Origin of the sequence: Mycobacterium sp. 20KCMC460, assembly GCF_022179425.1 — a bacterium.
In the GTDB taxonomy this organism is placed as follows: Bacteria; Actinomycetota; Actinomycetes; order Mycobacteriales; family Mycobacteriaceae; genus Mycobacterium; species Mycobacterium kiyosense.
In genome coordinates this window covers 241,918-254,762 of record NZ_AP025525.1, presented here as the reverse complement: position 1 = coordinate 254,762, position 12,845 = coordinate 241,918, and the positions used below count along the sequence as shown (strand labels likewise).

Annotated in this window: 9 protein-coding genes and 2 pseudogenes; 8 read left to right on the top strand and 3 right to left on the bottom strand. The window is 68.3% G+C overall.

Annotated elements, in window-relative coordinates:
* Window positions 1-21: 21 nt before the first annotated feature.
* The 4 genes from MKCMC460_RS30280 (at window position 22) to MKCMC460_RS30265 (ending at window position 3,090) form a co-directional block, all read left to right on the top strand.
* Window positions 22-339 carry a hypothetical protein gene (locus tag MKCMC460_RS30280; protein WP_238306123.1) on the top strand — a complete coding sequence of 106 codons (318 nt, stop codon included), beginning with the start codon at window positions 22-24 and terminating at the stop codon, window positions 337-339.
* A 420-nt stretch (window positions 340-759) separates the two neighbouring features.
* Window positions 760-1,803 carry a DUF932 domain-containing protein gene (locus tag MKCMC460_RS30275; RefSeq protein ID WP_054586041.1) on the top strand — a complete coding sequence of 348 codons (1,044 nt, stop codon included), beginning with the start codon at window positions 760-762 and terminating at the stop codon, window positions 1,801-1,803.
* A gap of 380 nt (window positions 1,804-2,183) precedes the next feature.
* Window positions 2,184-2,525 carry a hypothetical protein gene (locus MKCMC460_RS30270; RefSeq protein WP_054586040.1) on the top strand — a complete coding sequence of 114 codons (342 nt, stop codon included), beginning with the start codon at window positions 2,184-2,186 and terminating at the stop codon, window positions 2,523-2,525.
* A 28-nt stretch (window positions 2,526-2,553) separates the two neighbouring features.
* A complete protein-coding gene (locus MKCMC460_RS30265) occupies window positions 2,554-3,090 on the top strand; it encodes a hypothetical protein (protein ID WP_054586039.1) in 537 nt (178 codons plus the stop codon).
* 79 nt (window positions 3,091-3,169) lie between these two features.
* Here MKCMC460_RS30265 and MKCMC460_RS30260 read toward each other — a convergent pair whose 3' ends face one another.
* Window positions 3,170-3,694 (bottom strand): hypothetical protein, encoded by a 525-nt coding sequence (locus MKCMC460_RS30260; RefSeq protein ID WP_054586038.1) that lies wholly within the window; start codon window positions 3,692-3,694, stop codon window positions 3,170-3,172.
* An 88-nt stretch (window positions 3,695-3,782) separates the two neighbouring features.
* The gene (locus MKCMC460_RS30255; RefSeq protein ID WP_238306122.1) at window positions 3,783-4,319 is read right to left on the bottom strand and encodes a hypothetical protein; all 537 of its coding nucleotides are present in this window, start codon (window positions 4,317-4,319) and stop codon (window positions 3,783-3,785) included.
* Between the two features lie 244 nt (window positions 4,320-4,563).
* Here MKCMC460_RS30255 and mobF point away from each other — a divergent pair, with 244 nt between their 5' ends.
* The 3 genes from mobF (at window position 4,564) to MKCMC460_RS30240 (ending at window position 11,748) form a co-directional block, all read left to right on the top strand.
* On the top strand, window positions 4,564-10,077 hold the full coding sequence (gene mobF / locus MKCMC460_RS30250; RefSeq protein ID WP_238306121.1) for a MobF family relaxase: 5,514 nt from the start codon (window positions 4,564-4,566) through the stop codon (window positions 10,075-10,077).
* Window positions 9,968-11,230, top strand: a complete 1,263-nt coding sequence (locus tag MKCMC460_RS30245; protein ID WP_370653214.1) for an IS3 family transposase — start codon at window positions 9,968-9,970, stop codon at window positions 11,228-11,230. Before mobF ends, MKCMC460_RS30245 begins: the two co-directional genes overlap by 110 nt.
* A gap of 248 nt (window positions 11,231-11,478) precedes the next feature.
* Window positions 11,479-11,748: a hypothetical protein gene (locus tag MKCMC460_RS30240; protein ID WP_238306120.1), complete on the top strand. Its 270-nt coding sequence runs from the start codon at window positions 11,479-11,481 to the stop codon at window positions 11,746-11,748.
* 294 nt (window positions 11,749-12,042) lie between these two features.
* Here MKCMC460_RS30240 and MKCMC460_RS30235 read toward each other — a convergent pair.
* Window positions 12,043-12,459, bottom strand: a pseudogene (locus tag MKCMC460_RS30235) (site-specific integrase); the annotation flags it as partial.
* A gap of 58 nt (window positions 12,460-12,517) precedes the next feature.
* Here MKCMC460_RS30235 and MKCMC460_RS30230 point away from each other — a divergent pair.
* Window positions 12,518-12,835, top strand: a pseudogene (locus tag MKCMC460_RS30230) (NUDIX hydrolase); the annotation flags it as partial.
* Between the last annotated feature and the right edge of the window lie 10 nt (window positions 12,836-12,845).

The window sequence follows — 12,845 nt, the reverse complement described above, 5'->3', positions numbered from 1 at the left end:
ACCCCTTCAAGGAGATCTCTCATGCCTGACATCGACTACGGACTGGCCCTCGACTTCGTCGACCCCGCCGACAACATCACCCGCCAGCTCCGGTTTCAACTCAACTGGGCACCCCCCGGTGACCCGCGCCTGTTCGACGGAACCGGCCAACTCGTTGCCGTCATCGACGACACCCGCCGCCCCGACCACGGCCGCACCCAAGCGCTCACCCGCCCCCGCGTCGCACACACCGACGTCGACGCCGCCCTGCACGGTTGGCAGACCTGGGCCATGCTCAACGACACCATCGCCGACCTGGCCGCCATCCGGCGCGCCCTGGTCGCCGCAGGCCTGACCTGAACCCGACCTACCCGCGGCCCGGCCAGCACCCATCACACTCGGGGGTTGGCCGGGCCCCCTTTTTCTTCCGGCCCCACGCCCGGCCAGCCGCCGTAGGCAACCCCTGCCGCTGCCGCCCGTGGCGTCGCGTAATCCGCAGCCCCTCACCTTTTTTGCCTGTCAGCAGGGCGCGAATGGTAACCGGATGGGGGCCCGTCCGCTCAACCCACGCCCACGGCCGGGCATCGCCGTACCGAGTGACCGTTTTCGGCCCTATGCCAGCCCGCCCGAAGGCGCTGCGCGCCGGGCGGGCGCGGGCCGAAAACCCGGCGAGCACCCGCCGCGGACTCGTCGGGGTTGACCGTCCACCCCCACCCGCTTGCAAGCACCCCTGCGCCGACCGGCGCACAACAACACCGTTTCCCGAAAGGAACACCTCTCATGGCACACGAACTCGACATCACCGGCGGCATCGCATCCTTCGCCAACTCCCGCAGCGACCACTGGCACCGGCTGGGCCAAACCGTCGGTCACACCATGACCGCACGGGAAGCCCTCGACGCCGCCCACCTGGCCGGCTGGAACGTTCGCAAGATGGCCTTGCAGGTGCCCCAGGAGCCCGTCATCGACGAAAACGGCGTCACCGCACCCGAACCCCTGGCGGTGCCCGATTTCTACGCCACCGTGCGCACCAACCCCATCAACGGGCGCCTTGACGTCCTTGGTGTCGTGGGCAGCAAGTACGAGCCCGTCCAAAACGAGGCGTCGTGTGATCTGCTCGACGCCCTCGTCGATGAAAGCGGGGCGCACTTCGAGACCGCCGGCGCGTTGCGCGGCGGGCGGGAAACCTTCGTCACCATGAAGCTGCCTGAGGCGATCGTGTTCGATGGCCGCGACGGCACCCAAGACCGCACCGAGCTCTATCTGGCGGCGTTGAATTCTCACGACGGGTCCTCGAAGTTCACCTTCCTCGTGACCCCGATCCGCATCGTGTGCGCCAACACCCAATCGGCGGCGTTGCGGGATGCCAAGGCCAGCTGGGGAATCCGGCACACCGGAGGGGCCCGGGCGGCCATCCTGGAGGCCCGCAACGCGCTGAAACTGACCTGGCGCTACGCCCAGGCGTTCGAGGCCGAAGCGGCCGCGCTGTATGCCCGCGAGATGGACACCGATCAGGTCCGCGACTTCGCCCACCAGCTGTTCGAGGTCGACGCCGCGACCAGCACCGCCACCCGCCGGCACCGCCGCGAACGCGCTGGCGGCATCGTGAAGCTGTGGACGTCCTCGCCGACCCTCACCCCGATCGCTGGAACCCGGTGGGCGGCCTACAACGCCGTCACCGAATACCTCGACCATCACGTCCCGGTCCGAGGTGCCCGCACCAGCAGTGACGCGGCCAACGCCCGCGCGCTGCGCAACATCGCCAGCGCCGCCAGCACCAGTTCGCTGAAAGGCCAAGCCTTCCGGATGCTGCAGACGCTCTAACCCGACCCTGCCCGGGCCCGGCCAGCTCCCCACACTCGGGGGTTGGCCGGGCCCCCCTTTTTCTTTCGGCCTCACCGCCGCGCCTGACGGCGCGCGGGCGGGCCGCCTCAGCGGCGGCCACCTCCTCCTCCGTAGCCACTCACCTTCTGCCGCTCGACGGGGCGCACACGCTAACCGGGCGGGGGCCCGAGCTGTCCACCCACGCCCGGTGGTGGCGCCGGCGGCGGAGGACATTTCCGGCCCTACCAGCTCGCTGCCGCTCGCGGGCCGAAAATCCGCCGGCGCCACCACCGGACTCTTCGGGGTGGACAGCCCACCCTCACCCGCTTGCCCGCACCCCGTGCCGACCGGCACACCAACCTCGACGGAAGGACTGTCCCATGACCACTGTGCGCACCACCGTGTACCTCAACCACGCCCACGCCCGCTTCTTCGGATTCAACGAGACCACCGCGCAACTGCGCATGGCCGAAACCTTCGACCTCGAGCTCCCCGAGCACCTCACCGGAGCCGCTCTCGTCGACGCCGCCCTCGACGTGGTCTTCGAACAGCTCAACATCGACGAGCCCGAACACATCTGGGCGCTGCGCTACCGCCTGGCCGGGCACCGCAGCCTGTCGGTCGGCGACGTCGTCGTTACCGGCGAAACCGCCTGGGCAGTCGCCCCGATCGGATGGAAGCCTGTCTCCGCCGACACCCTGACCGCCGGCATCCTGCGCTGACCCCCAAACACCGAAAGGAGCCGAGCTCATGGGCGAGTACTTCACCCCGACCTTTCTCAACACCGCCGGGCACATCGTCTGCGCGCTGGACCCCGCCGACTACGGTTCGGGCCTCAAACTGGCCGGCCACACCCGCGCCGACGCCCCGCTGATGTCTGCGGTGCTCACGCTGCTGGCTCTCGACGGCGGTCTGCGCCTGGTCTGGGCCGGTGACTGCGCCGACCCCGATCCCGGCCACCAGGCCGCTCTGTACTTCCTCGTCGAGGACCGCCATTTCGTGCGGTTCGACGGACTCGTGGCCGACGGCGTAGCACCCAACACGCCGCCGCGCCCCGCGGCCGCGGCGACCGCCGGAGGTTACCTGTGCAACCTCGACAAGCGCGAATACCTCGCCCACACCGATCTGCGTGCCGACCACACCGGGTGGCGGCGCACACCGTTGCCTTCGCTGACCGCCGAATCCGAACGCACCACACCCAATTCGCAGAACTTCGGGGCCTGGGCGCGCGACCGACTCCACTACCGGCTCAACCACCCCGGGCCCGGCTGGACCGCGCGCCAGTAAGCGCCACCCAGGGGCCCGACCGCCAGCCGCCCCGACAGCGCTGGCGGTCGGGCACCCTTTTTAGCCTCCGGCCCACCACTCACCACAGAGTCGGATCACTCGATCCCAGCAGCGCCGCGCGCACCGCCTCGGCGTCCCACCCGTGGCGCACCGCTTCGCGTAACGCCACCGCCCGCTCGCGGCGCGCGCGAAGACCATTGCCGCCCTGACGGATCGGCAGCCGCCCGCCGCCGCGACCGGCCCGCGCCATCATCACCATGTTGTCGCGCTGAGTCCCGCCCACGATGTGCAGCAGGCCGACCTCCCCGGGCAGGCTCACCCTCACGCACGCCGGATTGTCACAGCCATGCAGAGCCCGCACCCACGGCGCCAACGGTTCGCCTTCAAGCGCGGCCGCCAGCGCATACCGGTTCGGTCGCACCATGATCCGGTCCGACCCGCGGCCGACCCAGAACCGGCCGTAGCCGTCGGTTCCCACCGCGCCTGTCCAGATCGCGCAATCCTCCGCTCCGGGGCCGCGCACCACGTGGGCTTCAAAACGCGCCAGCTCCTCTCCATGCGCGACTGGATCAACGACCAGCTGCAACGGTTGCGAACGTCCCATGACCCCACTGCGTTTCGATGCCTGAGCGCGGCCCGGTTGCCGCACCCGCACCCATCATCGCCGCGGCCACCGACACCGCCGCCTAGGCCTACGCCGAGGACGGCGCCAGCGCCTTCGCAGCGGCATCGGTTCGGCTCGCGTCGCCCGCCGTCACTCCTGGCGCCTCGCTCGCCTCGACTGCATCGCGCGATGGCTCAGCAACCGCCCGCCCGGCCTCGGCGTCTGCACCCGGCGGCTGCGCCGCCGTTGCCGACTCGTCCGCGGCCGGCGGCGTGGCATCGGCCGCGGCGGTCTCGGCTTCCCGAATCAGTTCGCGGGCTTGCTTTTCGGAGAGCTTGGCCATCCGCGCGATCTCACGCAGCGGCTCCCCCCGGTCGCGCATCGCGGCCAGCGCCTGCCCGCACACCACGCGCTGCGCGCCGCGGCGCCGCTCGGCGTCCTCGCGCAACACTTGCTGGCGCGCCGCAAGCCAGCCGTCGACGGCCTCGACGCGTTCGCGGGCGGAAAAGTACCGTCCCAGGTCCTCGACGTTGGCCCGGGTGCGGCGCACCACGTCGTCCTGGGCGGCGCTGGCGGCCTCACGCGCGGCGCGGCGGGCCTGCTTGCTGATCACTGTGTTCGCCATGGATCACACGCTAAGCCCCACCAACCCCCCAGCGCCGCAACGCAAGCCAAAAATCTTTCCGACCGAACCCATCACCGGGCATCGCACCCGAGCACTCACCGCCGACCCGAACGGCACTTAGGGTGCCCTAACTTTTCCCTACCGCCGAACATCACACCTCTTGCACTCAGGGTCACGGTTTTATAACGGCCCAGGCCTAAGGGGTAGCCCCCCCATAGTTTCGGGCTGAGGTGATGACGCGGTGATGGGCTTGCACAAGTTGACCGCCGGAGACGGGTACATGTACCTGATCCGGCAGGTCGCCGCCTCGGATGCCACCGATCGGGGCAGGCCGAGCCTGGCCGATTACTACAGCGCCAAAGGTGAAACCCCGGGTGTGTGGATCGGCCGCGGCCTGGCCGCGCTGAGCAAGCCGGTCTCGCGTGACGCCTCCGATCCCCTGGTCGCCCAGTACTGGGGAGTCGAGCATGGCTCCCAGGTCAGCGAGGACCAGATGAAGGCGTTGTTCGGGGAAGGCTTGCACCCCAACGCCGATCAGATCACCCGCCATCTGACGGGGCTCGGGGTGGGAAAGGTGGGCGCGCTGGCGGCGGCACGGCTGGGTCGCCCATTCCCGATCAGCAGCAAGGACAACCGGTTCAGCACCCGTGTGCGGCAGGCCTACCGCGACTACAACATCGCCGCCGCCGCCGACCCGAAAGCCGGTCTGGACCCGGAGCTCCGCGCCCGGATCCGCACTGCGGTAGGCAAGGAACTATTCGCTGAAACCTACAGTCGGCCACCAGCTGACGACCGCGAACTGTCCGGGTTCATCGCCCGCCAGTCGCGGGCTGCAACCACCGCCGTGGCCGGCTACGACCTCACCTTCACCCCGGTCAAATCGGTGTCAGCGTTATGGGCGGTAGCCCCGGCGCCGATCGCGCGCACCCTCGAGGACTGCCACCACCAAGCGGTCGCCGAAACGCTGGCGTTCCTGGAAGACAATGCGGCGTTCTCGCGCATGGGAGCCCACGGTGTCGCCCAGGTCAACACCACCGGATTGATCGCAGCGGCATTCGATCACCGCGACTCCCGCGCCGGTGACCCCAACCTGCACACCCACCTCGTGGTCAGCAACAAAGTGCAAGTCATCGGAGCCGATGGAATACCCCGCTGGCTGGCCCTGGACGGCACCCCGCTGCACCACGCCACGGTGGCCGCCTCAGAGTTCTACAACACCCGCATCGAGTCCCTGCTTATCGACAAACTCGGGGTCCGGTTCGCGGCCAGACCGGCCACACGCGGCAAGCGGCCGGTGCGTGAAATCGACGGGATCCCCGAGGAACTCCTCAATGCCTACTCCTCGCGCAGCACCGCGATCGACCACCGAGTCGGGCAGCTGGCCAAACAATTCCACACCGCCCACGGCCGCGAACCGACCGCCGTTGAAATGCTCGCACTGTCCCAGCAGGCAACCCTGGAAACCCGGCAAGCCAAACACGAACCGCGCTCACGAGGCGAGCAACGCCACACCTGGCGCGGCCAAGCGATCGGCGTCCTCGGTGGCCAGCGCGCCGTCACCGACATGATCGCCGACGTCACCAGCCGCGACCCGCCGGTGCGGGCCCAGATCACCACGGAATGGATCAGCACCCAAGCCACCCATGTCATCGACAACGTCGCCCAAACCCGCGCCACGTGGACGGTCAACCACGTCCGCGCCGAAGCCCAACGCCAACTGCGCTACGCACACCACCCTGGCGGTCCCGACCTGGTCAACCGCATCGTGGCCACCGCCGTGGGCGAGCACAGTATCGCGCTGACCAGCCACGCCGACACCGAGAAAAACGAGCCCGCCGTCCTGCGCCGCATCGACGGTGCCAGCGTCTACACCCGCCACGACTCCACCGTCTACACCAGCACCGACGTCATGGCTGCCGAGCGGCGCATCCTGGCCGCCGCCACCCGGCGCGACGGCCGCACCGTCGACGACGACAGCATCCGGCTGGCGCTGCTGGAAACCCACGCCAACACCGGTCTGGCGCTCAACGACGGACAAACCGCACTGGTCAAGGAGATGGCCACCTCCGGTGCCCGCCTGCAGCTCGCACTGGCCCCAGCGGGCAGCGGCAAAACCACCGCCATGGCCGCCCTGGCGGCGGCCTGGCGCAACAGCGGCGGCACCGTGATCGGGCTGGCCCCCACCGCCGGAGCGGCCGAAGTCTTGGCCGAAGACCTCGGCGCAGCCACCGACACCATCGCCAAACTCGTCCAGCTCGCCGGCACCCGCAGCGAACCGCACACCCCCAACGACGACCCCGCCCGACAGTGGTTCGACACCATCAGCGCAGACGCCCTGCTCATCGTCGACGAAGCCGGCATGGCCTCCACCTTCGACCTGGACACCGCCATCTCCCACGCACTGGCACGCGGTGCCAGCGTGCGCCTGGTCGGTGACGACCAGCAACTGGCATCCATCTCCGCCGGCGGCATCCTGCGCGACCTCGCCGACCGCCACAACGCGGTCACCCTGAACACCGTCGTGCGCTTCACCCACCCCGAAACCGGCAACGCCGAAGCCGCCGCCAGCCTGGCCATCCGCGCCGGAGACCCCGCCGGTATCGGCTTCTACATCGACCACCACCGCGTCCATGTCGGAGCCGACTACACCGCCGCCGACATGGCCTATCAGGCGTGGGCAGCCGACCGCGCCGCAGGCCGCGACTCCATCCTGTTGGCCCCCACCCACGAGATCGTCGCCCAACTCAACGAACGCGCCCGGCTGGACCGACTCGCCGGCACCCACGACAGCACCTCTGCGGCCACCCTGACCCTGGCCGACGGGCTGACCGCGTCGGCTGGCGACTGCATCGCCACCCGCAAGAACGCCCGCTACCTCGTCACCGACAGCAACGGCAGCTGGGTCAAAAACGGCCACCGATGGACCATCCGCACCGTCCACGACGACGGCTCGCTGACCGTTGTGCCGCTGCGCGGACACGCCACACCGGTGCGCCTGCCCGCCCGCTACGTGCGCACCTGCACCACCCTGGGATACGCCAGCACCATCAACGCCGCCCAAGGCATGACCGCCGGCGGCCGCGACCTCGAAGGCACCTGTCACACAGTCATCAACGACCGGCTCTCCCGCCAACTGCTCTACGTCGCACTGACCCGCGGGCGCACCGAAAACCACCTCTACGGCTCCACCTCCGAAGCCGACCCGCACCGCATCCTCGCGCCCAAAGCCACCCACCCGCCCACCGCCGTCGACGTCCTGTCCACCATCCTTCGCCGTGACGGCGCACAACAATCGGCCCACAGCGCCGCCGCCGCCGACGCCGCCCCCTTCACCCGCCTGCACCGCGCCGCCGCCATGTACACCGACGCACTCGCCGCAGCCGCCGAACAACACGCCGGACCCACCATCATGTCCAGCATCGACACCGCCGCCACCGCCGTGCGCGGCGACCTCACCGACGCCCAAGCCTGGCCCGTGCTACGCCGCAACCTGGCCCTGCTCGCCGTCGACGGCCACGACCCCATCGACGCTCTGCACCAGGCCGCAGCCACACCCCTAGGCGACCCGCACGACCCCGCCGCAGTCCTGGAATGGCGCCTGCCCACCCCACCGGGAACCGCCGCCGAACGAGTCGGACCACTGCGCTGGCTGCCCGCCGTCCCCGACGCGCTCACCACCCACCCCACCTGGGGCCCCTACCTCACCGAACGCGCCCAACTCGTCGCCGACCTCGCCAACCAGATCCGCGACACCGCCCGCCACTGGACACCCGACACCGCACCCACCTGGGCGCGCCCACTGCTGGACAACCGGGCCCCACTCATGGCCGAAATTGCCGTCTTCCGCGCCGCCCACGACGTCGACACCGCCGACACCCGGATCACCGGACCCGAACAACGCCCCAACCGCTCGGCCGCCGTCCAACACCTCATCAACACCCGCCTCGACGCCAGCCTCACCCGCGCCGAGGACACCGCCGGCCGCTGGCGCCAACTCGCCGACCGCACCAACCCACACCTGGCCCGCGACCCCTTCTGGCCCCGGTTAGCCACCCACCTCGACGGCGCCGCACGCGCCGGCGCTGACATCCCCACCCTGCTGTACAACGCCATCAACGCCGGCGGCCCACTGCCCGACGAAATGCCCGCCGCCGCCCTCTGGTGGCGCCTCGCCGGCACCCTCGCGCCGCCCTCCTTGGAGCGCGCCGACACCAAACTGCGGCCCGCCTGGACCGACGAGCTCCACCACCTACTCGGCACCCGAATAGCCGAAGCCGTCATCACCGACCCCGCCTGGCCCGCGCTCGTCGCCGCCGTCACCGCTTCGGACTGGGCACCCGCGGACCTACTCGCCGCCGCCACCGAACACCTGCACGACATCGCCGCCACCACACCCCTGCGCCCCGACGAATACGCCCGCCTACTCACCTACCGCATCGAGTTGCTCACCCACCGCGCCGCCACCATCGACCCCGACATCCCCCACCCCGCAGAAGGCCTCCACACACCCCAACCCGGCGAACAACTCGACCTGTTCACCCCCGCGGTCCCGCACCCCGCCGACACCCCCGACGAACCACCCCCAGACCCCTACGACTACCCCTACGGCTTCGCCGAAGACGACCTCGCCGGCCTCGACATCAACGACCTCCCCACCGAGCGGCCCGCCACCACCGAGCGCGTCGACGACATCGACATCCCCGCCCTACGCGCCCGCCGCCACGCCGCCCACCAACACGCCCAAGCTCTCGCCGAAGAGATCCTGCGCGGCGGCGGACCCGCCGAACGCGCCGCTGCTGACGAACTCGCCGAACTGCGGCGCCTCCAACATCACCAGCGGCCCCACCAACACGCCCTTGCCCACGCCCACAAACTATGGGTCCACGCCGAAGACACCGCAGAACTGCACCACCAACTGCTCACCCAGCTCGATGCCGCCATCACCGCCGCACACCAACGCGGCGACACCGCAGCCGCACACCGCTACCGACAACACCACCACGACATCACCCAACAGACCCCCCGCATCACCACCGCAGTCGACACAGCGCGCCAACGCCTCGACACTGCCCGTAGCGCACTGCTGGGCACCGCCGGCGGCGCCGAGGGCATCGTCACCGACCGCCACATTCACACCCTGCGCGCCCCAGCCATCCACGCCGACACCCAAGCCCTCACCGCGGCCCGCCGCCATGCCCGCGACCTGGACAACCAACTCGCCCGCGCCGAACACCTCGCCGCCCGATCCTTCGCCGAAAACCCGGCCTACACCTACGATCTGGCCGCCGAACTGCCCCAACTACGCGGCGAAATCGACTACCTCGCCGCCGCGAGCGCCGCCAGCCCCGCCGCCCTCTACCACCCACCGGCCACCGCGCTCACCGGCCTCGACGAACCGCACCGCCACACCGTCACCGCGCTGGCCAGCAGCATCCACACCGTCCAACCCCTCCACATCCACCCCGGCGCCGACAAAGCCGGCCTGCTCGGCGCACTCGCTGCCTCCGCACACCACCACAACCACCGCATACTGGCCCTACCCGCCAGCCCCACCGCCATCGACTACGCCACCACCCACCGCTACGCCGATACCGCCGTGAATCGCCCCGGGATGTCCGGAGACTCCACTTCTTGGGAAGGTTGGAGTTATGCCAGGTGGTTCGACGAAGAGGTATCCGCCGGAGTTGCGCGAGCGGGCGGTGCGGATGGTCGCCGAGATCAGCGATCAGCACGATTCGGAGTGGGCGGCGATTGGTGAGGTCGCCCGGTTGCTGGGCATCGGTACGGTCGAATCCGTCCGCAGATGGGTCCGCCAATCTCAAATCGATGCAGGTCAGCGGGCGGGAACCACGACCGAAGAATCCGCCGAACTCGAAGCGGCTGCGCCGGGAGAATGCGGAGTTACGCAGGGCCAATGCAATTTTGAAGACTGCATCGGCTTTCTTCGCGGCCGAACTCGACCGGCCAACGCACTAGTGGCCCAATTTATCGCCGATCATCAGGGCCACCGTGAGGGCCCAGATGGTTTGCGCTGGGGTGTCGAGTCGATCTGCACACAGCTCACCGGGCTCGGTGTGCCGATCGCCCCCTCTACCTTCTACGAACAGATGCGGTGCCAGCCCAGCCGCCGCCAGGTCCGCGACGCCGAACTCAAAGAGCACATCACCCGGGTACACGCTGACAACTATCACGTTTATGGTGCCCGCAAAGTGTGGCTGGCACTGCACCGCGAAGGCATTGACGTGGCCCGATGCACGGTGGAGCGGTTGATGGCCGACCTCGGCTTGACCGGTGCGGTGCGCGGCACGGCCAAGCGCACCACGATCGCCGATTCCACGACGGTGCGGGCGGCCGATCTCGTGCAGCGTCGCTTCGGACCGCCGGCTCCCAATCGGCTCTGGGTGGCTGACCTCACCTACGTGTCGACCTGGTCAGGATTCGCCTACGTCGCGTTTGTCACCGATGCCTACGCGCGACGCATTCTGGGTTGGCGGGTTGCTGCCACCATGGCCACCACCATGGTGCTCGACGCCATCGAACACGCCATATGGACCCGACAACAGGAAGGAGTCCTGAATCTCAAAGATGTTGTCCACCATACAGATAGAGGTTCTCAATATACCTCGATCCGATTCACCGAACGCCTCGCCGACGCCGGCATCCAACCCTCGGTCGGCGCGGTCGGCAGCTCCTATGACAACGCCCTAGCCGAGACCATCAACGGCCTGTACAAGACCGAACTGATCAAACCCGGTAAGCCCTGGCGCACCGTCGATGACGTCGAATTGGCCACCGCACGCTGGGTCGACTGGTTCAACTGCGACCGGATCTACGAATACTGCGGCGACGTCCCACCCGCTCAGCTTGAGGCCGCTTACTACGCTCAACACCAGAGGCCAGCCGCCGGCTGAATCCTCAAAACAGAAAGTCTCCGGACTCACCGGGGCGATTCACCGCCACCCCCGGACAGGCCCAAGCCCACATCGAAAACCAACGCTGGAAACTCCCACGTGGAACCCTGCTCATCGTCGACGACGCCGACCAACTCCCCCCCGACCAACTACGCTGGCTCACCCACACCGCGGCAACAACCAACGCCAAACTCATCCTCATCACCACCCCCGAGAACCACCGCCAACCCACGCACACCCTGCTCGACGTGCTGGCTGACAACCTGCCCCACACCCAACACATCGGCACCCCCACAACCCCCACCCAGCCCCGCACTGCCATCGCCCGCGCCGAACACCACCTCGCCACAACCAATAACCCCTCCGGCGCGCGCACCCAAGCTGCCGAACTACTCACTCGTCGAAACGAACTCCTCGAACATCTCCGCGACGTCGACTCCACCCAAGCCCAACTCGACGCGGTCACCCGACGCGGGCAAATTCGCGACCGCGACAACAGCCACGGCATCGAACGATGAACGTGCTCAGCAACAATGTCGGAAAGGACCCGCTCTGTGGACTCCCCCCGTGGTGATCATCGGCCAAAGTCTGTGCCGTAAGTGCACATACGCGGGACCACTCGCCGCAGGAGGCAGTTGACTCCTGCGGTTCATGTGGAACCGCCTGAACAATCGTTCCGGTCCAGACTGCACTTAGCAACCTTCATTACACTTGTCCTCACGCAGTACAACACCGGATTATCTGCTTGCTCATGCACGGCAATCTTCACACAATCCCTCGACTAACAAGTGACGTTGAAATCGTACGAAGCAGTTGATGTGAATTCGGCCGTCCTCGCAAGCCATGTCGAGAATCGAGCGCAGCAGCCGGAGGGTGGCGAGTTTGGCCCACGGGCCCACGGTGAGGCTGCTGATGAACTGCTGGACGTCTGCGCGGCTTATTTCGTCGACGGGGACATGCCCGAAGCGTGGACTGATGCCCAGTTCCCAGTGCTGTGTATAGCCACTCCACGTCTTGGGTGAGACGCCCGGCCGTTTCGATGCGCTGTACTGGGTCCAGATTGCGGAGAGCTTGACCCGGCCCAGCCTGGGGTCGAAGCGTCTGGCACCGATCGCAGCCTCACCGTCGCGGTCCGCCTTGAACGCTCGCGCTTCCCGCAGTGTGGCGAACGTCGATGACGTCTCGACCCATCCCGATGAGGAATCTGGATCGCGCACCAAGTAACGCACCTGGTAGCGTGCCTGGCCGGCTGAATTGGTCCGCTTTCGGATGCCGGGCGCTACTGCCGTGCTCGAACTGGACGAATCCTTCGAGGATGGTGTTCGGCGCGAGGTCCTCGAGGAAACCGGATTGACGGTCACGGTAGAACGCCTTACCGGCGTCTGCAAGAACCTCACCCAGGGGATTGTCGCCCTGGTCTACCGCTGCCGTCCGGTCGACGGCGACACTCACTCGACGGATGAGGCGCGCGAAGTTCGTTGGATGACAAGCGAAGAAGTTGAGTCGGCAATGAGCCCCGCCTTCGCGGTCCGCGTGCTAGACGCATTCGAAGACGGCACTTATTCGCGCGCCCACAATGGTGTCGATCTTGTACCGGATTCTTGAACAAGGCCGC